We start from the raw sequence: 20,119 nt of genomic DNA, 5'->3' as shown, positions 1-20,119 counted from the left end.
CTGTGCTACGGCTCCGTTGCCGGCCTCGCGGAGGGAATGTGCGGTGAAAACCGCGATACCTCAGAGGCATATTTATGACTCTGAGGTATCGCGCTCACTGTGGTGGGTGCCGTCGATCCTGCAGCGTGTGTCCCCGATGAGGCGAGGCGCCGGGCTGAAATGGCGCGGCGGCGGTCCGTCGCATACGGTGCCGGACGTGGACGGACGACGGAGCTTTCCGGAAGATCAGGAGTCGCGCTGGTACCCCGACGAGCGGGGTCGCGGCTACGGCGAGTCGGAGTGGCGTGGCGCGGGCGAACCGCGGTACCGGGACGACGAGGTCCGGGTTCCCGATCAGCGCGACGCGGACGAGGGCCGCTACGGCGAGGGCACCGGTCGCTTCGGCACTCCGGAATCCGACTCCGGCCGTTTCGGTGCGGTGAGCGCCCAGCCTGGTGGCTTCGGTACGGCCGAGGCTGATTCCGGACGCTTCGGGGCGGTCGACCCGTTGGGTGACGCCCGGCCGGAGGCCGACGGTTACCGGGCTACCCGCTCGCGGCGGGCGGAGGACCGCGACCCCTCGGAGGTCTCCGGTGAGCTGCCCGGTCGCCGGGCCGCGCGGGAGACGGCGCCGACGGGTTCTCCGCTGACGGCCGCCCGGGAGTCGATGCCGCTGACCGCTGCCCGGGAGTCGATGCCGCTCACCGGCGCCCGGGAGGCCGCGCTCGCCGGTGACGCCGGTGTGCTCGCCGACCCGGCCCGTCCCGCCCCGCTCGGCGGATACCCGATCGTTGAACCCGGCCGCGGCGGCGACCAGCCGCACCCGCTGGAGATGCCGACCGGGCCGATGCCGCCGGTCGGCCCCCGGGGTGGTGAGCTGCCCGCGGGGGAGCCGCCGGCGTACCCGCCAGCGGCCGATGGCGTCTACCGCACCCGCCGCCCGGCGCTGGCGGTGCTCTTCGCCCTGCTGGTGCTGATCTTCGAGATCCCGGCGCTGCGGGTGCTGCTCGACGGCGTGACCAGCGATCCGCTGTCCGCCGGGAACGTGGTGGTGGGCATCTTCCTGGTCGCCGGGCTGCCGATCTTCGCAACGGGGCTGTACGGGCTACGAACCGGCGGGCTGGCGCTCTCCGACGGCGGTCGGGGTTGGCTGCGGCCCCCGACGGCCTATCTGACCGTCGGCCTGGTGCTCTTCGTCGCCGCCGCGCTCGCCGCCGGTTGATCGGGAGTTCGGAGCGGCCGCCCGCCACTGGCTGAGCCGCCGGGCGGAGGCGGCGCGCACCCGGCAGCCCGCCGGGGCGGGGCGGCGCGCACCCGGCAGCCCGTCGGGCGGACAGGGGCGTACACTGGCCAACTGGCGACCGCCTCGTGCGGTCGACCTCGCGCGCCCTCTCCACGAATCGTCGTGGGGCGACGGCCTCCCTGGTCCCGATCTTGGTCGGGAACACCATGGCCGGCGACCAGGCGCCAGGACGCCCGGCCACCGGCCGGGCGTGACAACCAGGGATCTTGAGGAGTACCCCACCATGGCCGTCGTGACCATGCGCCAGCTGCTGGAGAGCGGTGTCCACTTCGGGCACCAGACCCGGCGCTGGAACCCGAAGATGAAGCGCTTCATCATGACCGAGCGCAACGGCATCTACATCATTGACCTGCGCCAGACCCTCGACTACATCGAGAAGGCGTACGAGTTCGTGCGTGGGACCGTCGCCGAGGGTGGCAGCATCCTCTTCGTCGGCACCAAGAAGCAGGCTCAGGAGGCGATCTCCGAGCAGGCGACCCGCGTGGGCCAGCCGTACGTCAACCACCGCTGGCTCGGTGGCATGCTGACGAACTTCCAGACGGTGTACAAGCGCCTTCAGCGGATGAAGGAGCTGGAGGCCCTCGGTGACCTGAGCGGCACCGCCGCCGGGTACACCAAGAAGGAGACCCTGCAGCTCTCCCGCGAGAAGATCAAGCTGACCCGCACGCTGGGCGGTCTGCGGGACATGCAGAAGCTGCCGGCCGCGGTCTGGATCGTCGACACCAAGAAGGAGCACATCGCCGTCGACGAGGCCCGCAAGCTGGGCATCCCGGTGATCGCGGTGCTGGACACCAACTGCGACCCGGACGAGGTCGACTTCCCGATCCCGGGCAACGACGACGCGATCCGCTCGGCCGAGCTGCTGACCAAGGTCGTCGCCGCCGCCGTCGCGGACGGTCTCATCGCGCGTTCCGGCCGTCGCCGGGGCGGGGACGAGAAGCCCGAGGGTGTCGCGAGCGACGAGCCGCTGGCCGAGTGGGAGCGCGAGCTGCTGGAGCCGAAGAAGGCCGACGAGTCGGCCGCCCCGGCCGAGCAGCCGGCCGCTGCCGCTGCCGAGCAGCCCGCCGCCGCCGAGCAGCCGGCGCAGGCCGCCACCGAGCAGCCGGCGGCCGCCACCGCGGAGTGACCGCACCGTCGCTGCCTCGCCGTCCGTTTTCGCGGACGGCGGGCAGCGGCGGTACGCCGGGCACGATCCGCCCGGATCCGGGTAACCGGCACCTCTGACCATCCACACGCCGTCTCAACACCGAAGAGAGAGCCATGTCCCAAATCACCGCCGCGGACGTCAAGAAGCTCCGCGACCTCACCGGCGCCGGCATGATGGACAGCAAGAAGGCGCTGACCGAGGCCGAGGGCGACTTCGACAAGGCCGTCGAGATTCTGCGCGTCAAGGGCGCCAAGGACGTCGGCAAGCGGGCCGGTCGTACGGCCGCCAACGGCCTGGTCGCCCACTCCGGCAAGGCGCTGCTCGAGCTCAACTGCGAGACCGACTTCGTCGCCAAGACCGAGTCGTTCATCGCGCTGGCCCAGCAGCTCGTCGAGCACGGTGAGCGCTCCGGCGTGAACACCGCCGAGGAGCTGCTCGCGACCGAGCTGAACGGCAAGACCGTCGCCGACCTGATCCAGGAGCAGTCCGCCAAGATCGGCGAGAAGCTGGTCCTCAACCGGTTCGCCAAGGTCGAGGGCACCACCGCGGTCTACCTGCACCGCAAGGCCCAGGACCTGCCGCCGGCCGTCGGTGTGCTGGTGTCGTACACCGGCAAGAGCGACGAGGCGGGCGACGCCGACGCTCGTGGTGTCGCCATGCAGATCGCCGCGATGCGGCCGAAGTACCTCACCCGGGACGAGGTTCCGGCCGAGGTCGTCGAGTCCGAGCGGCGCATCGCCGAGCAGACCGCCCGCGAGGAGAACAAGCCCGAGGCGGCCCTGCCGAAGATCGTCGAGGGTCGGGTGAACGCCTTCTTCAAGGACTACGTCCTGGTCGAGCAGGCGTCGGTGGCCGACAACAAGAAGTCGGTGAAGCAGATGCTGGCCGAGGCCGGCATCGAGGTCACCCGCTTCGTGCGGTTCGAGGTCGGCCAGGCCTGAGCCGCCGCCGGGCGCCGCGGGCGCCCGTGGGCAGGAGACGTCGACGAGGAGGCCGCCGGTGTACGTGACAGGCACCGCGGCCTCCTCGTCACATAGGGTCGGCAGCGGCAGGTTCGCGGTACGCGCCGCACGGGGCGTGCGCGTGGGGAAGGGCGGGGCGGATGACGCAGGTTGTGAGTGACCGGACGCTGGCGGTGGAGGATCCGACGGCGCCGCCGCCCGGACGCGCCCGTCGGGTGGTGCTGAAGCTCTCCGGTGAGGTGTTCGGTGGCGGCGCGATCGGCGTCGACCCGGACGTCGTCCAGGCCATCGCCCGGCAGATCGCCACCGTGGTCCGCCGCGGCGTGCAGGTCTCCGTGGTGGTCGGCGGCGGCAACTTCTTCCGCGGCGCGGAGCTGCAGAAGCGCGGGATGGACCGGGCCCGCGCCGACTACATGGGCATGCTGGGCACCGTGATGAACTGCCTCGCCCTGCAGGACTTCCTGGAGAAGGAAGGCATCGAGACCCGGGTGCAGAGCGCCATCACCATGGCGCAGGTGGCCGAGCCGTACATTCCGCTGCGGGCGATCCGGCACCTGGAGAAGGGCCGCGTGGTCATCTTCGGCGCCGGGGCGGGGATGCCGTATTTCTCCACCGACACGGTGGCCGCCCAGCGGGCGCTGGAGATCCGGGCCGACGTGGTGCTGATGAGCAAGAACGGCGTGGACGGCGTCTACACCGCCGACCCCCGGATCGACCCCACCGCCAGCAAGCTCGACTCGATCACCTTCTCCGAGGTGCTGCGCCGCAACCTGCGGGTGGCCGACGCGGCGGCGTTCAGCCTCTGCATGGAGAACGGCCTGCCGATGCTGGTCTTCGGCGCGCAGGGTGACGACACCATCATCCGCGCGGTGGGTGGCGACAAGATCGGCACCCTGATCACCGCTTGAGCCCCGCTCCGCCCGCGGCGACGGCAGCGGCGGTCCCGGTGACTTTCAGCAGAGCCCACGACGAGCACAGAAGGAGGCGAGGAGACCGGTGATCGACGACACCCTCCTCGAGGCCGAGGAAAAGATGGAGCGTGCGGTCGAGCACGCCAAGGAGGAGTTCGGGGCCATCCGCACCGGTCGCGCGAACCCCGCCATGTTCTCCAAGATCATCATCGACTACTACGGAACCCCCACGCCGCTGACCCAGATGGCGTCCGTCGCGATCCCCGAGCCGCGGATGGCGATCATCAAGCCGTACGACAACTCGCAGATCAATGCGATGGAGAAGGCGATCCGCGACTCGGACCTCGGGGTGAACCCGAACAACGAGGGCAACCAGCTGCGCATCCTGCTCCCGCAGATGACCGAGGAGCGCCGCCGCGACATGATCAAGGTGGCCCGGCACAAGGGCGAGGAGGCCAAGGTGGCGATCCGCAACGTCCGCCGCCGTGGCAAGGAGGAGCTGGACCGGATCGTCAAGGACGGCGAGGCCGGCGAGGACGACGGTCGCCGCGCCGAGAAGGAGCTGGACGACCTGACCCAGCGCTACGTGGCCAGCATCGACGACCTGGTCAAGCACAAGGAGACCGAGCTGCTCGAGGTGTGATCCTCTGGCCGCTCGTCGGCTGATCTGCCGCGAGGCCCGTCCCGGACGCCGGGGACGGGCCTCGCGTCGTACGTCAGCAGGGGATCCAGACGGTCCTGGTGCTCTCGGCCAGCTGCTCCCCGGTGTACCAGTCGCGCAGCGCGAACCGAACGGTGGCCTTGCCCGGGTGCAGTACCGGATTTCTCCGGGCGAAGGCCATCCCGAGTTCGACCCTGCCACCGTCGCACTGGATTTCGCCGGCGCCCCGTCCCGAGGTGGCCCAGAGGGTCGGCAGGCCGTCCTGCACCAGCGAGGCCGACATGAGGTGCGGGCCGGCCGGGCAGTTGCGGGCGGTGGCCTCGACCCCGGTCGCCGGGTACGCCTCGCCGGGCTCGGCGCCCGGCGGCTCGAACAGGTACAGCTCGCTGGCGTGGCGATCGATGGTGATTTTGGTGCCGGTCGTGGTGGCGGCGGCCGGTGACCCCGCTACCAGAACCATGGCGGCCGCCGTCAGCGCCGCCAGACTGACCTTGTACATGTGTGTGTCCTTCCCCCGTCGGACGCGCAGGCTTCGCGCCGGCGCGCCGCACCAGCGGACCACACGGGGTGTGCTCGACTCAGTACCTGATCGTGCAGGCCGCCAGTCGGATCGATGGCTGCGGATCCCACCTGAGGTGTCGTACCGGATGGCTGTGTGCCAACGACACGGGGGGCTGGCGACCAGGGCGATCCCCGTCGCCGTGCCTCGTCCGCCGTGCCGATCCGGCGGGTGCAGTAGGCTCGGCAGGATTCCCGGCCACCGGGTGGTGAACCCCGGGAATCGACCGACCGTCGGGGCGGTCGACCAGAGGAACGAAGTCGCGCCTGTAGGGGATGCTTGTGGTCTTGCGTCATGTGGTGGTTCTCGTGCCGCGTCGCGGTGCGTGATGACCCACCCCGACCCCTACAGTGGCGAGCCCCGCGGCTGGGACCGGCCGGAGCGGCCGGTGGCCCTGCCCTGGCCCGATCAGGAGCTCGAAGCGGGCCAGTGGAACAGTCGCCCGGCCGCCGGCCCTGAGCTGTACGCCGAGCCCCGCACCCGCCCGTACGCCGACCCGTACCCGCCGGAACCGTACGACGAGCCCGGCCGGCCGGTCCGCCCGGACGACCGGGACCGTTTCGACGACCGGGACCGGCGCGACCGCTTCGACGACCGGGACCGGTACGAGGACGACCGGAACCAGCCCGACCGGTACGACGACCGGGGCCGTGCCGGCCGGTACGCGGACCGCCCGCCCGCCGGCGGCGACGCCCCGGGTCGGTACGACGGCCCGGAGCGCTTCGACGACCGCGGTGGTCCGGTCAACTACGACGACGATTCCGGGTATCCGACCGCGCAGCTCGCGCCCGTTCGGGCCGACCTCGCGCCGGACCAGGACGCGGTGACCGCGTCGGAGCCACCGTCCGGCCGGCGGCCGAAGGGCCGACGCCGGGCCAGTGCGGACCGACCGGCCACCCAGCAGGTGGGCACCGGGCGGGCCGGCCGCAACCTGCCGGCGGCCATCGGGGTCGGGCTCGGTCTCGGCGCGCTGATCGTGGTGCCGCTGGTCTTCTACCCGTTGGCGTTCCTGCCGGTGATCGCCGCCGCCATCGCCGTCGGCATCTGGGAGATGGCCCGGGCGGTCCGGCGCAGCGGCGCCCACCCGCCGCTGGTGCCGTTGGTCGCCGGTGGCGTGCTGACCGTGGGCCTGGCCTGGTTCGCCGGCCCGGACGCGCTCAGCCTGGGCCTGCTGGTCACCGTCCTGGGCACCATGATCTGGCGGCTGGGCGACGGTCCGGCCGGCTTCCAGCGGGACCTGACCGCGGCCACCCTGATCGCCGTCTACGTGCCGTTCCTCGGCGGGTTCGCGGCGCTGCTGGCGGCGGCTCCCGACGACGGTCCGCTGCGCATCCTGGCCACGTTGATCGCGGTGGTCCTGTCCGACACCGGTGGGTACGCGGCCGGCGTGTCCTTCGGTCGGCACCCGATGGCGCCGTCGGTGAGCCCGAAGAAGTCCTGGGAGGGCTTCGCGGGTTCGGTCACCGCGGCGGCGCTGGGCAGCGCCCTGTTGCTCTGGCTGATGTTCGACCTGGCCCCCTGGTGGGGTGCGCTGTTCGGGTTGGCGGTCTCCTGCGCGGCGGTCCTCGGTGACCTGGCCGAGTCGATGATCAAGCGCGATCTCGGCGTCAAGGACATGAGCAACCTGCTGCCGGGCCACGGCGGCCTGATGGACCGGTTGGACTCGATCCTGTTCGCGGTGCCGACGGCGTACCTGCTGTTGGCGGTCTTCGTGCCGGTGGTGAACTGAGGCATGGATCACGGCGTCCCGGTCATCCCGACCCGGCGGTCGGGGCCGGTTCGACACCTCCGGACGGGTACCTGCCGCCGACGGCGTGACACACTGGACCAGCCATGACGAGCCTGCCGTTGATCCCCGCCACCCCGGACGCCCCCGCCGCACGCCGGGCCTCCATGCCACCGCAGCACCTCGCTGACCTCGACCTGGCCGGCCGCCAGGCCCTGGTCGCCGGGTTGGGCGAGCCGGCGTTCCGTGCCAAGCAGATCTCCACCCACTACTTCGGGCGGCTGGTCCGCGACCCGCAGGCGATGACCGACCTGCCGGCGGCGACCCGGGACCGGCTGGCCGACCAGCTGCTGCCCACGCTGCTCACCCCGGTGCGCGAGCTGGCCTGCGACGACGGCGCGACGCGCAAGGCGCTCTGGCGGCTGCACGACGGCGCGCTGGTGGAGAGCGTGCTGATGGGCTACCCGGACCGGGTCACCGTCTGCATCTCCAGCCAGGCGGGTTGCGGCATGGCCTGCCCGTTCTGTGCGACCGGCCAGGCCGGGCTGACCCGCAACCTGTCCACCGCCGAGATCGTCGACCAGGCGGTGTACCTGGCCGGGGTGGCGGCCTCGGGTGCCGTCGCCGGCTCTCCGCCGCGGCTGTCGCACGTCGTCTTCATGGGCATGGGCGAGCCACTGGCCAACTACTCTCGGGTGATCGCGGCGATCCGCCGCCTGGTCAGCCCGGCTCCGGAGGGGCTCGGCCTGTCGCAGCGGCACATCACCGTTTCCACGGTCGGCCTGGTTCCGGCCATCCGCCGACTGGCCAGCGAAGACCTCTCAGTGACCCTTGCGTTGTCGTTGCACGCGCCCGATGATGATCTGCGCGACGAACTCGTGCCGGTAAACCAGCGCTGGAAGGTAGCCGAGGTGCTGGACGCAGCGTGGGACTACGCCGCCCGGACGGGCCGTCGCGTGTCGATCGAGTACGCGATGATCAAGGACGTGAACGACCAGCCGTGGCGAGCTGACCTGCTCGGGCGGCTGCTGGCCGGCAAGTTGGCCCACGTGAACCTCATCCCGCTCAATCCGACGCCGGGCAGCCGCTGGGACGCGAGCCCGAAGCCGGTTGAGCGGGAGTTCGTCCGGCGGTTGCGCGACGCCGGGGTGTCCACCACCGTTCGGGACACCCGAGGTCGCGAAATCGACGGCGCGTGTGGCCAGCTCGCCGCCGCCGAGGACAACGACACCAACACCGACCGCGCCGGAGAGGCACCGGCGTGACCGGGCGTGGCGAACGAGACCAGGAGACATAGTGGCGAGTCAGGGTCAGCGTTTCCGGCGCAAGGCGCTCCGCCGGGGATACAAGGTCGACGAGGTGGATGCCTTCCTCGACCGGGTCGAGGCGACGCTCGACGGCCGGCAGGTCGGCGCGCCGGTGGCCTCCCAGGAGGTCCACGACGTCGTCTTCCGGGTCCGGTTCAACGGCTACGACGAGTGGCAGGTCGACCTGCACCTGGACCGGGTCGAGCGGCAGCTGGCCGAGCTTGAGGAGCGCGGCGCAGCCGGGCGCGGCGGCGACCCCCGGATGGGTCCGCCGGACCGGATGGGCCCGCCGATGCGCGACGACCGCGGCATGGTTCCGCAGCCGATGCCGCCCCGGCCGATGCCGGCGCAGGCCGGCCCGCCCGACCGCTACGGCCGGTACGACGAGCCGACCGGCGCGTTCGCCGGTGGGTACGACGCCCCTCGGGGCGGTTACGACGCGCCGCGTGGCCCGGGCGGCCCGCCCGGTCCGGGCCCGATGGGTCCCGGCGGGCCGATGGGCGGGCACGGCGTCCCGCCGCGTGGCCTGCCGGCCGGTCCCGGTGGCTACGGCCAGGACGACCAGCGGATGCCCGGTGGCTACGGCCCCGACGACCAGCGTGCGCCCGGCGGGTACGGGCAGGACGACCAGCGTGCGCCCGGTGGCTACGGCCCCGACGACCAGCGCGCGCCCGGTGGCTACCCGCCGGAGGAGCCGCGTTTCGACGGTTTCGAGGCCGGTCGGCACGGTCGTGCCGACATGACCGCTGAGATCCGGATGCCCGAGCGGGACCTGCGCGACATGCGCCGTGGCCCGGCCGGTCCGCCCCCGATGCCGCAGCAGGGCATGGGTGGTCCGCCGATGGCCGGTCCGCCCGCCGTGGCCGGCCCGCCGATGGGTGGTCCGCCGATGGCCGGCCCTCCCGGCAGCGACCTGTACCGCGTCGACCAGATCCGGCGTCGCTTCCAGGTGCGCCGGTTCGGCAGCGGGTACGACCCGGACCAGGTCGACCGCTTCTTCGACACCCTGCTGGGCGGCATGCAGGGCCGCAACCCGATGCCGGTCAACCCGAAGGACCTGGACACGCTCCGGTTCGGTCTGGTGCCCGGGGGCTACTTCGAGGCCGAGGTCGACGCCGCGCTCAAGGACGTGCAGGACATTCTCTTCGGGCGCTGACCCGACGCGTACGGACGAGGGCCCGTCCCCGGGTGGGGGCGGGCCCTCGGCGTCGTCGGCCGGTCGTCCGGCGGCGGGCGCTCGATCAGGAGCGCAGACCGTTGCGGCGCAGCACGGCGTCGCCGATCACGATGACCAGCAGCAGCACGGCCAGGCCGACCAGCCAGATGTCCTCGACCCTGCCCTCGTGGTTGCCGCAGATCATCGCCAGCAGCGCCAGCGCGGTGAGGACCGCGCCGATCCGTCCGGACTTACGGTGCCCGGGCTTGCGCTGATCTGGCGACGTTACCGGCTCGCTTCCTGCCACTGTCGGTCCTTCCCTCGCGATCGGATCTCCGGTTAGTCTGGCACGCCTCCTGCCCGGTGCAGCGCGGTGGGGGTTTCCCGGGCAACGGGCCCGCCCATCCGGGCCGGACGGCACTACGGGCGTCGCGAGGCGGCGGTCAGACTCCCTCCGGTAGCGTTTGGCGTACACCTGATTGTCTGTTTGAGGGGGACTGTGCGGTGCGAGTGACCGGAACCGGGCACGCCAGCATGCGGATCGACACGGCCGCGGGCAGCATCCTGTGCGACCCGTGGGTCAACCCGGCCTACTTCGCGTCCTGGTTTCCATTTCCGGACAATTCCCTGCTCGACTGGGAGACTTTGGGTCAGGTCGACTACCTGTACGTCTCCCACCTGCACCGGGACCACTTCGACGCGAAGCACCTGCGGGACTTCGTCTCCAAGGACGCCACGGTCCTGCTCCCGGAGTTCCCCACCTCCGAGATGGAGGACGAGCTGCGGGCGTTGGGCTTCACGAAGTTCCTGAAGGCGCCCAACGAGCAGGTCGTGGAGCTGCCCGGCGGCTTGAAGATCATGATCCAGGCGTTGACCAGCCCCACCGACGGCCCGATCGGCGACTCCTCGCTCTGGGTGGAGTACGACGGGGTGCGGCTGCTGAACCAGAACGACGCCCGCCCGACCGATCTCAGCGTCTTCGCCGAGCTGGGGCACGTGCACGCGCACCTGCTCCAGTTCTCCGGCGCGATCTGGTATCCGATGGTCTACGAGCTGCCGCAGGCGGCGAAGACCGCGTTCGGCAAGCAGAAGCGCGACCGGCAGTTCGACCGGACGTGGCGCTACATCGACGACCTGAAGGCGTCGCACGTCTTCCCGATCGCCGGCCCGCCGTGCTTCCTGGACGACGCGCTGTGGCAGTTCAACGACATCCACGGCGACGAGGGCAACATCTTCCCCGACCAGTCCGTCTTCATGGCGGAGTACGCCAAGGTCGGCGGGACCAACGGGATCGTGCTGCTGCCGGGCAGCGTCGCCGAGGTCACCACCGAGGGCGCGACCACCACCCACCCGGTGCCGGTCGACGAGTTCTTCGCGAACAAGGTCGCTCACCTGGAGGAGATGCGGGAGCGCAAGCGGCCCGTCATCGAGGCGGAGAAGGCGTCCTGGCGGCACCCCGAGGTGGATGTGCTCGCCCAGATGAAGAGCCGGATCGAGCCGCTGCTCGACGAGTCGATCTACCTGGCCAAGGGCGTCGGCGGGCCGGTCCGCTTCGACCTGGTGGGCTACGACGGTGAGAGCGTCGAGTCGATCGTGGTGGACTTCCCGGGCAAGGAGGTCCGGCCGTACGCCGACGAGAAGGTCCGCTACCGGTTCCGTACCGAGCGGTCGCTGATCGAGCACCTGCTCTTCATCGACGAGGTGGACTGGGTCAACTCGCTCTTCCTCTCCTGCCGGTTCTCGGCGGCGCGGATCGGCCAGTACAACGAGTTCGTCTACGCGTTCTTCAAGTGCCTCTCCGAGGAGCGGCTCCAGTACGCCGAGGGCTGGTACGACGAGCACGAGCGGACCACCGACGCCGAGGACATCACCCTGGGCGACTGGGTGGTGCAGCGGCGCTGCCCGCACCTGAAGGCGGACCTGACCCGCTTCGGGATCGTCGAGGGTGACCAGCTCACCTGCCAGCTGCACGGTTGGCGGTTCGACCTGCCCAGTGGTCGCTGCCTGACGAGCGTCGGGCACAAGGTCCGCGCCCACCGCGTGGACGCGGAAACCCCGGCGCCGGCGGGCGAGGCGCTGAGCTGATTCCGCCCCCCGCCGCCCCTGGGGGGTCGATTCTGGTGGTGTGGCGGCGGGGGCGGACGCACAGGAGACCGAGTACCGGTACGGGCGCGGCCGGGAGATGGCTCGGGACGCCGCCCGGGTGGAGACGTTCAGCGACGGGGTCTTCGCCGTCGTGCTGACGGTGATGGCCGTCGAGCTGCTCCAGACCGGTCCGGCCCGGGAGAGCGGGCGGGAGCTTCCGGACGCCCTCGCCCACGCCTGGCCGTCCTACCTGGCGTACGTGATCACCTTCGCGATCGCCGGACAGGTCTGGATCGCACACCACAACCTGTGGCGGTACGTGGTCCGGGTCGACCAGTTGCTGCTGGTCTTCAACCTGCTCGTGCTGCTGTTCATCGCCACGATCCCGTTCACCGCCGACCTGCTGTCGGACAACCTGCGCGGTGGTGCGACCGAGCAGCGGCTGACCGCCGCCCTCTACGTCGGGACCGTGCTGGGTGAGGCGCTCTTCGTCAATCTGAGCTGGTGGTGGGCCCGCCGACGCGGGCTGCTCCGCCCCGACCTGGATCCCCGGCTGGTCCGGGCGGTCGCACGGCGGATCCTGCTCAAGCCCCTGCTCTACCTGATCGCCTTCGCCATCGTCTTCGTCGACCCCATCCTCAGCCTCTGCGCGTACCTCCTGCTGGTCGCCTTCTACCTGATCGGGGGTCCCGGTGACCTGCGGCCCTCCGCCGGCTCGTCCCGGCGCGGGTCAGCGGCCTAGGTCGGCGAGGATGCGGCGGGCTGCGTTGTGGCCGGCGGCGCCGATCACGCTGCCGGCCGGGTGGCAGCCGGCGCTGCCGGCGTACACGCCGTCGATCCCGGTGGCGTACGGCATCCGGTCGGCGAACGAGACGGTGTTGTCGACGTGGTGGATGTGCCCGCCGGTGATGCCGAAGTGGGCCTCGATGCCCGGTGGGGGCAGCGGCACCGCGTCGGCGATCAGGTCGGCGGTGCCCGGGGCGTACCGCTCGACGATCCCGATCAGCCGGTCGACGTAGCCGGGCAGCGCCGCGTCCCAGGTGGTGCCGGTCAGCTCGTAGGGGACCGACTGCACGAACAGCGCCGACGAGTGGTGCCCCGCGGCGTCGGAGAGCGACGGGTCGACGGTGGTGTGCAGGTACCACTCGATGGTCGGCTCCGCCGGCAGCCGTCCGGCCTGCACGTCCGCCCACATGGCGCGCAGCGCGGCCATCGGCGAGGTGGCGTCGCCGCCGACCAGCGACGCCGAGCCGGGCAGCAGGTGGATGGTCGAGCCGAACGGGCTCGGCGTGCCGGGTGGCAGGCAGGAGAAGTGCGGCAGCCCGGTCAGCGCCAGATTGAGCTTGAGGGTGGTGCCGGGGCGGCGGACCGCCGCCATCCGCTCGCCGAGCGGCGCCGGCAGCGCCCCGTCGGGCAACAGGTCCATCAACCGGTACGGGTCACACGCGCCGAGCACCACCCGGGCGGCGACCTGCCGCCCGTCGGCGAGCACGACACCGCTCGCCGCGCCGCCGTCCAGGGCCACCGCGGTTACCGGCGTACCCGTCAGGATGGTCGCGCCGGCGGCGCGGGCGGCGTCGGCGAAGGTGCGCGACACGGTGCCCATGCCGCCCTCGGCGATCATCCAGGTGCCACCCGAACCGGGAAGCCTGCACATGTTGTGCACGAGAAAGTTGTGACCGGTTCCCGGGTCGTCCGGGCCGGCGTTCAGCCCGGAGAGCCCGTCGGTGACCGCGTACATGCTGACCAGCAGCTCGGAGCGGAACTCGAACCGGGCCAGGTAGTCCGCGACCGAGCCCTGCACCAGGTCGACGAAGACCTGCCGCAGCGCCGGACGGACGTGTCGGTCGGCGGTCTCCTGTGCCGTGAGCGGCTCGGCGAGCCAGGCCGGGGCGAGATCCTCGCGCAGCGCGGCCAGTTCGGCCTGCATGGCGTCGTCGGCGGCCACGTCGGCGGGGGAGAAGAACTCGGCGAGCTGGGCCCGGGTCGCCGCGGTGTCACTGCCGAAGAGCAGGTACGGCGAGCCGAGGCCGCCCGGCGTGGGCAGGAAGTAGTGCGGGTCGCGGCGCAGCACCGGGATCCGCACGTCGAGCGTGGTGAGCAGTTCCGGCGGCATCAGCCCGAGCAGGTACGAGCCGGTGGAGTGGCGCAGCCCCGGCACCTTCGGGAACGGGTTCTCGGTGCGGGTCGCGCCGCCGATCACGTCGGCGGCCTCCAGCACCAGGACGTCCAGGCCGGCGCGGGCCAGCAGGATGGCGGAGACCAGACCGTTGTGCCCCGCACCGACGATCACGACGTCGGCGCGGCCGGGAAGTTCGCTGCTCATGCCGCGGCAGCCTAGCCGGAGCCGTCCGCCAGGTCAGCCCCTTCGCCCGGTCCCGCGAACCCCCTGGTCAACTCTGCCGTCGGGCGCGCCAGCCGGACAGGGCCAGGGTCGCCGAGTAGCCGGCCAGGACGATCACGTGGAACAGGTAGAGCCAGAGGAGGACGGCGACGCCCGCGCCGATCTCGTCAAAGCCGCCGAACGGCACGCCCAGGTCCAGCGGGAGGGAGGCGAAGAGCACGAAGCCGTGCAGAAAGCCGGACAGGTTCGCCGCGGTGAACGACCCCATCCCGAGCGTGGAGAGCCAGTCCGGCGACGCCGGCCCGACCACCCGGAACACCCACATCAGCACCGGTGTGAGCACCAGCCAGACCGCCAGGAACGACAGCACCACGCCCAGCGCGCCGATCCAACCGCCCTGCCGGACCAGGCCGGTGGTGAGCGGCAGCGCCAGCAGGATCGACAGCAGCAGCGCGGGGGCCGGCGCGAGCAGCGGCAGCAGCAGCAGCCGGCCCCGCCAGCCGATCAGCTGCTCGTCGGTGCGCGGTGCGGCCACCGAGACGAACGCCCTGCGCAGACCCTCCCCGTACAGCGACGCGGGCAGCAGCGAGGCCAGCGCCAGCAGTGGGGTCAACTCCGTCCCGGCGTCGACCAGCGCGGCCACCGCGCGGGGCGTGCCGATCGCGGTGGGCAGCGCCTCCACGGCGTACGAGGTGAGTCGGCGTACGCGGTCGGCCCCGGCAACCAGCGCCGTCAGCCAGATGGCCAGCAGGGCGACCGGCACCACGGCGATCGCCCCGTAGAACGTGATCGCGGCGGCGTGCAGTGACAGGTCCCGTCCGCGCACGGGGCGGAACGCGGCGTTGATGATCCGCTTTGTCCGCTGCCATCCGCTGCCCACCACGATCTCTTTCCCCGTCGTCCGGCCCGCCACTCATTAAGATCGCCGGCCATGACCGTTCTCACCACCGAACGCCTGATCCTGCGTGACTGGACCGCGAGCCCGACCGATCTGGCCCGGATCTACGACATCTACTCCCGTCCCGGGATCACCCGCTGGCTCGCCGTGTCGCCCGGGTTGCCGATGACCGAGCCGGGGCAGGCCGCCGAGCGGCTGCGAATCTGGCAGGACCGGCACGCCGACGACAATGGCCGCTACGGCACCTGGGCGATCGAGGTGCGGGACACCGGGCTGGTGGCCGGCACGGTGCTGCTGAAGCCCATACCGGGGCTGGACGAGACCCGACTCACCGAGAACATCGAGATGGGCTGGCACCTGCATCCGGACTCGTGGGGCCACGGCTACGCCACCGAGGCGGCCCGCGCGGTCATGACGCGCGAGTTCGCCACCGGTACGCCGGAGATCTACGCGCTGGTCTCGCCGGGCAACGATCCGTCCATGGCGGTCTGCCGGCGACTGGGCATGGCCCACGTGGGCCTGCGCACCGACTGGTACGGCGGCGAGGAACTGGAGACCTTCGTCCTGCGCGCCCCGACCAGCTGACCTCCCGCCTCGCTGAGGCGGGGCAAGGGCCCCTGTCGACACCTGGCGTCGACAGGGGCCCTTCCATGTCCGCCGGATACCGGCAGATGGGTGGCCGTCAATAGTCACGGCGGTCGAAGTGTTGACGCCCTCGTAGCACGTCAGTAACATCTGGTCAACGTCATGCAAAATCTCGACAAAGGCGTGCTTGATTCTTTGCATTGCGTCGCAAGTTCCGGCGGACCGCCTTTTTTGGCGGTACTTCTCCCCTTCTTGCCGCCACCACCTCGCCTCTCTGGCATCTCCCCCCAAACCGGCCGGCGCGCCCCCACGCGTCGGCTGACGATGCGCCGAGTCACGCCCACGCCGTGGTCTCCCCGCGGCACCGTCCCCCGAACGACAGGACAGTGATGAGACGAACGAATCTGTTCAGGATGGTGGCGGCGACAGCCGCGGCCACGGTGATCGCCACCGTCGGGTCGGTGGCCGTCGCGAATCCGGCAGGCGCCGCCCGCCCAGCCGACACGACGGCCGCGACGAGCACCGCCTTCGCCCCGGCAGCCACCAACCTCGCCCAGGGTCGACCGACCCAGGAGAGCGGCCACGCCGACGTCTACGACTCGTCGAAGGTCGTCGACGGCAACGCGGGCAGCTACTGGGAGAGCGTCAACAATTCCTTCCCCCAGTGGGTGCAGGTCGATCTGGGCTCGTCGCAGGCCGTCAACCAGGTCGTGCTGAAGCTGCCGACCGCCGGGTGGGCGACCCGCACGCAGACCCTGAGCGTGCAGGGCAGCGCCAACGGTTCGTCGCTCACCAACCTGGTCGCGTCGCAGACCTACACCTTCAACCCGGCGAGCGGCAGCACGGTAACGATCAACTTCAACCAGACCTCCACCCGATACGTGCGGATCACCATCACGGGCAACAGCGGCTGGCCGGCCGGGCAACTGTCGGAGCTGGAGGTGTACGGCTCTGGCGGTGGCGGCACGGACACGACCGCACCGAGCGTGCCGGGCAACCTCTCGTACACCCAGTCGAGCACCACGATCACCCTCACCTGGGGCGCCTCCACCGACTCCGGTGGCAGCGGCCTGGCCGGCTACAACGTCTATCGCGGCGGCAGCCTGATCGCGACGCTGGGCACCGTCCTCACGTACCAGGACACCCAGCCGGCGACCGCGACCGTCTCCTACTACGTCCGCGCCCGTGACGGCGCGGGCAACCTGTCCGGCAACAGCAACACCGTCACCCGGACCGGTACCAATCCGCCGGCCTGCACCAACGTGGCGCAGGGCAAGGCCATGACCGCGAGCGGCTCCACCTTCACCTTCACCCCCGAGAAGGCGAACGACGGGCAGCTCGGCACGTACTGGGAGGGCGCGGCGGGCTACCCGCAGACCCTGACCGTGGCGCTGGGCGCCAACCACTCCGTCTCGGCCGTCACCGTCAAGCTGAACCCGGACCCGGCCTGGGGCACCCGTACGCAGACCATCCAGGTCCTCGGCCGCGACCAGGCGTCGTCCGCGTACACCAACCTCGTGTCGGCGGCGAGCTACCAGTTCGTCCAGGGCAACAACGTGGTGCGCATCCCGGTCACCGCGACCACCGCCGACGTGCAGCTGCGGTTCACGGCAAACAGCGGAGCGCCGTCGGGTCAGGTGGCCGAGCTTGAGGTGTGCGGCACGCCCGCACCCAACCCCGACCTGGTCATCAGCTCGACGACCTGGTCGCCCGCGTCACCGAGCGAGGTCAGCCCGGTCACCCTCGCGGCCGTGGTGCAGAACATCGGGTCCGCCGCCGCCGGAGCGACCACGGTGAACTTCAGCCTGGCCGGCGCGGTCGTCGGCAGCGCCACGGTGGGCGCGCTCGCCGCCGGCGCCTCGACGACGGTCTCGTTCAACGCCGGCACCCGGCCGATGGGCAGCTACAGCGTCTCGGCCGTGGTCGACCCGACGAACACGATCGTCGAGCAGAACAACGGCAACAACAGCTACACCGCGCCCTCGCCGCTGGTGGTCGCGCAGGCCCCGGGGCCGGACCTCCAGGTCCTCAGCATCGCCTCCAACCCGCCGAACCCGGCCGTCGGGGCGTCCGTCACGTTCACCGTGGCGGTCCGCAACCGTGGCACCACCGCGACCGGCGCGACCACGGTCACCCGGCTGGTGGTGGGCGGCACCACGCTCAACACCAACACCGCCTCGGTCGCCGCCGGCGCGACGGTCACCGTGGCCGTCAGCGGAAGCTGGACCGCCACCAGCGGCGGCGCCACCATCACCGCCACCGCCGACGCCACCAACGCGGTCGCCGAGACCAACGAGACCAACAACGCCTTCAGCCAGTCGATCGTGGTCGGGCGTGGGGCGGCGGTCCCGTACGTCTCCTACGAGGCCGAGGCGGCCCAGTACCAGGGCACCCTGCTGGAGGCCGACCCGCTGCGCACCTTCGGCCACACCAACTTCGCCAGCGAGTCCTCGGGCCGCAAGTCGGTACGGCTGAACAGCACCGGGCAGTTCGTCCAGTTCACCTCGACCAACCCGGCCAACGCCATCGTGGTGCGCAACTCCATTCCGGACGCGCCCGGTGGTGGCGGCATCGAGGCGACGATCAGCCTCTACATCAACGATGTCTTCTCCCGGAAGCTGACGCTCTCGTCGCGGCACAGCTGGCTCTACGGCAACACGGACGGGCCGGAGGCGTTGACCAACACGCCGCAGGCCGACGCCCGACGGTTGTTCGACGAGTCGAACGCGCTGCTGTCGCAGTCGTACCCGGCCGGCACCCGGTTCAAGTTGCAGCGCGACGCCGGCGACTCGGCCTCGTTCTACGTCATCGACATGATCGACCTGGAGCAGGTGGCGCCGGCGGCGAGCCAGCCGGCCGGCTGCACCTCGATCACGTCGTACGGCGCGGTCCCGAACGACGGGCTGGACGACACCGCCGCCATCCAGCGGGCGGTCACCGACGACCAGAACGGCGTCATCAGCTGCGTGTGGATCCCGGCCGGGCAGTGGCGGCAGGAGCAGAAGATCCTGACCGACGACCCGCTGAACCGGGGTACGCACAACCAGGTCGGCATCAGCAACGTCACGATCCGGGGCGCCGGAATGTGGCACTCGCAGCTCTACACGCTGACCGAGCCGCAGAACGTGGTGGGCGGCATCAACCACCCGCACGAGGGCAACTTCGGGTTCGACATCGACAAGAACACCCAGATCTCCGACATCGCCATCTTCGGCTCGGGCCGGATCCGTGGTGGTGACGGCAACGCCGAGGGTGGGGTGGGTCTGAACGGCCGATTCGGGACGGGCACCAGGATCAGCAACGTCTGGATCGAGCACGCCAACGTGGGTGTCTGGGTGGGTCGCGACTACGACAACATCCCCGACCTCTGGGGCCCGGCGGACGGGCTGGAGTTCAGCGGCATGCGGATCCGCAACACCTACGCCGACGGCATCAACTTCAGCAACGGCACGCGAAACTCGCGGGTGTTCAACTCGTCGTTCCGCACCACCGGCGACGACGCGCTCGCCATCTGGGCCAACCCGTACGTCAAGGACCGCACCGTCGACATCGCCCACGACAACCACTTTGTCAACAACACCATCCAGCTGCCCTGGCGTGCGAACGGCGTCGCCATCTACGGCGGCTACGGCAACTCGATCGAGAACAACCTGATCTACGACACCGCGAACTACCCGGGCATCATGCTGGCGACCGACCACGACCCGCTGCCCTTCTCCGGGACGACGCTGATCGCCAACAACGGGCTCTACCGCACCGGCGGCGCCTTCTGGAACGAGGACCAGGAGTTCGGTGCGATCACCCTCTTCCCCGCCACCAGAGACATCGTCGGGGTCACGATCCGGGACACCGACATCTACGACTCCACCTACGACGGCATCCAGTTCAAGAACGGCGGCGGCAACATGCCGAACGTCGCGATCACCAACGTGCGGATCGACAAGTCCAACAACGGCGCCGGCATCCTGGCGATGAGCGGTGCCCGCGGCAACGCCACGTTGACCAACGTGACCATCACCAACTCGGCGGACGGCAACATCGTCATCCAGCCGGGGTCGCAGTTCGTTCTCAACGGCGGCTAGTCCCGAGCGAGGGCCGCTCCGGCGGCCCTCGCTCGTCCGGCCGATCCAGTGATCGACACGGTCTCGGCGATGTCGGGGTGTCCGGGTACGGGGGACACCCCGACATCGCCGAACTGGAGTCGATCATCGGGGAGGTGCTCGCCGGTGCTCGTCCGGTAGGTCGCCCGGCTACGACTCGGCGGGGTCGCGATCGGCTCGGCGCATCGCGGCGAGAGCGGTCGGACATCGGACAGTGGCCGCCCGTCGGCTTCGCCCAGGCTCGGCGGCCACGCCCGCCGCAGGGCCGATGACCTGCGTCGACAGGCCACGGGCCGGGCGGCCGTGCGGACGCCCCGACGCGTCAGGGTGTGCGGAACCGCTGCCGGACCCGTGCCATCGTGGACATCGAAAATCGGCGCCGGCTCAGGTTGGGCC

The 20,119-nt window shown here is 71.1% G+C and carries 15 protein-coding genes and 1 pseudogene; 12 read left to right on the top strand and 4 right to left on the bottom strand.

All coding sequences use genetic code 11. The features are described from left to right. The first annotated feature begins 159 nt into the window (after positions 1–159). The 5 genes and pseudogenes from EAD98_RS18095 to frr all read left to right on the top strand — a co-directional run bounded on the left by EAD98_RS18095 (position 160) and on the right by frr (position 4,945). A pseudogene (locus tag EAD98_RS18095) lies at positions 160–1,201 on the top strand (hypothetical protein). Positions 1,202–1,505: 304 nt separating this feature from the next. Beyond that, complete coding sequence (rpsB, locus tag EAD98_RS18090) at positions 1,506–2,408, top strand: 30S ribosomal protein S2 (RefSeq protein WP_121655238.1); 903 nt, start codon at positions 1,506–1,508, stop codon at positions 2,406–2,408. Positions 2,409–2,542: 134 nt separating this feature from the next. Beyond that, positions 2,543–3,370 (top strand): translation elongation factor Ts, encoded by an 828-nt coding sequence (gene tsf, locus EAD98_RS18085; RefSeq protein WP_121655237.1) that lies wholly within the window; start codon positions 2,543–2,545, stop codon positions 3,368–3,370. A gap of 161 nt (positions 3,371–3,531) precedes the next feature. Beyond that, complete coding sequence (pyrH, locus tag EAD98_RS18080) at positions 3,532–4,299, top strand: UMP kinase (RefSeq protein ID WP_121655236.1); 768 nt, start codon at positions 3,532–3,534, stop codon at positions 4,297–4,299. 88 nt (positions 4,300–4,387) lie between these two features. Then, the gene (gene frr / locus EAD98_RS18075; RefSeq protein WP_121655235.1) at positions 4,388–4,945 is read left to right on the top strand and encodes a ribosome recycling factor; all 558 of its coding nucleotides are present in this window, start codon (positions 4,388–4,390) and stop codon (positions 4,943–4,945) included. A gap of 73 nt (positions 4,946–5,018) precedes the next feature. Here frr and EAD98_RS18070 read toward each other — a convergent pair whose 3' ends face one another. Continuing rightward, positions 5,019–5,462: a hypothetical protein gene (locus EAD98_RS18070; RefSeq protein WP_121655234.1), complete on the bottom strand. Its 444-nt coding sequence runs from the start codon at positions 5,460–5,462 to the stop codon at positions 5,019–5,021. Between the two features lie 388 nt (positions 5,463–5,850). Between EAD98_RS18070 and EAD98_RS18065 the strand changes: the two genes are divergently transcribed. From EAD98_RS18065 to EAD98_RS18055, 3 genes are all read left to right on the top strand, one after another. After that, positions 5,851–7,251, top strand: coding sequence for a phosphatidate cytidylyltransferase (locus EAD98_RS18065; RefSeq protein ID WP_121655233.1), 1,401 nt, complete (start codon positions 5,851–5,853; stop codon positions 7,249–7,251). Positions 7,252–7,355: 104 nt separating this feature from the next. Further along, the gene (gene rlmN / locus EAD98_RS18060; protein ID WP_121655232.1) at positions 7,356–8,513 is read left to right on the top strand and encodes a 23S rRNA (adenine(2503)-C(2))-methyltransferase RlmN; all 1,158 of its coding nucleotides are present in this window, start codon (positions 7,356–7,358) and stop codon (positions 8,511–8,513) included. Between the two features lie 31 nt (positions 8,514–8,544). Then, positions 8,545–9,711: a DivIVA domain-containing protein gene (locus EAD98_RS18055; RefSeq protein WP_121655231.1), complete on the top strand. Its 1,167-nt coding sequence runs from the start codon at positions 8,545–8,547 to the stop codon at positions 9,709–9,711. Positions 9,712–9,796: 85 nt separating this feature from the next. On the opposite strand, the gene EAD98_RS18050 is transcribed toward EAD98_RS18055, so the two are convergent. Further along, a complete protein-coding gene (locus EAD98_RS18050) occupies positions 9,797–10,018 on the bottom strand; it encodes a DUF2631 domain-containing protein (protein WP_121655230.1) in 222 nt (73 codons plus the stop codon). Positions 10,019–10,215: 197 nt separating this feature from the next. On the opposite strand from EAD98_RS18050, the gene EAD98_RS18045 reads away from it, so the two are divergent. After that, on the top strand, positions 10,216–11,796 hold the full coding sequence (locus EAD98_RS18045; RefSeq protein ID WP_121655229.1) for a Rieske 2Fe-2S domain-containing protein: 1,581 nt from the start codon (positions 10,216–10,218) through the stop codon (positions 11,794–11,796). A gap of 97 nt (positions 11,797–11,893) precedes the next feature. Then, positions 11,894–12,538, top strand: a complete 645-nt coding sequence (locus tag EAD98_RS18040) for a TMEM175 family protein (protein WP_121655257.1) — start codon at positions 11,894–11,896, stop codon at positions 12,536–12,538. On the opposite strand, the gene EAD98_RS18035 is transcribed toward EAD98_RS18040, so the two are convergent. Next, complete coding sequence (locus EAD98_RS18035; RefSeq protein WP_121655228.1) at positions 12,527–14,122, bottom strand: NAD(P)/FAD-dependent oxidoreductase; 1,596 nt, start codon at positions 14,120–14,122, stop codon at positions 12,527–12,529. The genes EAD98_RS18040 and EAD98_RS18035 overlap by 12 nt on opposite strands. Before the next feature lie 67 nt (positions 14,123–14,189). Beyond that, the gene (locus tag EAD98_RS18030; RefSeq protein WP_121655227.1) at positions 14,190–15,020 is read right to left on the bottom strand and encodes a YhjD/YihY/BrkB family envelope integrity protein; all 831 of its coding nucleotides are present in this window, start codon (positions 15,018–15,020) and stop codon (positions 14,190–14,192) included. 51 nt (positions 15,021–15,071) lie between these two features. Here EAD98_RS18030 and EAD98_RS18025 point away from each other — a divergent pair, with 51 nt between their 5' ends. After that, entirely contained in the window at positions 15,072–15,623 is a 552-nt protein-coding gene (locus tag EAD98_RS18025; protein WP_121655226.1) for a GNAT family N-acetyltransferase, read from the top strand. A 389-nt stretch (positions 15,624–16,012) separates the two neighbouring features. Continuing rightward, positions 16,013–19,705, top strand: coding sequence for a CARDB domain-containing protein (locus EAD98_RS18020; RefSeq protein WP_121655225.1), 3,693 nt, complete (start codon positions 16,013–16,015; stop codon positions 19,703–19,705). Positions 19,706–20,119 lie beyond the last annotated feature (414 nt).

It is taken from the genome of Micromonospora sp. CV4 (assembly GCF_003667455.1).
In the GTDB taxonomy this organism is placed as follows: Bacteria; Actinomycetota; Actinomycetes; order Mycobacteriales; family Micromonosporaceae; genus Micromonospora.
This window is presented reverse-complemented; position numbering and strand designations above follow the sequence as displayed.

Bases quoted from the DNA above. Each gene is read 5' to 3' on its own strand.
- rpsB (WP_121655238.1), top strand. From the start codon at position 1,506: ATGGCCGTCGTGACCATGCGCCAGCTGCTGGAGAGCGGTGTCCACTTC.
- tsf (WP_121655237.1), top strand. From the start codon at position 2,543: ATGTCCCAAATCACCGCCGCGGACGTCAAGAAGCTCCGCGACCTCACC.
- pyrH (WP_121655236.1), top strand. From the start codon at position 3,532: ATGACGCAGGTTGTGAGTGACCGGACGCTGGCGGTGGAGGATCCGACG.
- EAD98_RS18070 (WP_121655234.1), bottom strand. From the start codon at position 5,462: ATGTACAAGGTCAGTCTGGCGGCGCTGACGGCGGCCGCCATGGTTCTG.
- EAD98_RS18065 (WP_121655233.1), top strand. From the start codon at position 5,851: ATGACCCACCCCGACCCCTACAGTGGCGAGCCCCGCGGCTGGGACCGG.
- rlmN (WP_121655232.1), top strand. From the start codon at position 7,356: ATGACGAGCCTGCCGTTGATCCCCGCCACCCCGGACGCCCCCGCCGCA.
- EAD98_RS18040 (WP_121655257.1), top strand. From the start codon at position 11,894: ATGGCTCGGGACGCCGCCCGGGTGGAGACGTTCAGCGACGGGGTCTTC.
- EAD98_RS18035 (WP_121655228.1), bottom strand. From the start codon at position 14,122: ATGAGCAGCGAACTTCCCGGCCGCGCCGACGTCGTGATCGTCGGTGCG.
- EAD98_RS18025 (WP_121655226.1), top strand. From the start codon at position 15,072: ATGACCGTTCTCACCACCGAACGCCTGATCCTGCGTGACTGGACCGCG.
- EAD98_RS18020 (WP_121655225.1), top strand. From the start codon at position 16,013: ATGAGACGAACGAATCTGTTCAGGATGGTGGCGGCGACAGCCGCGGCC.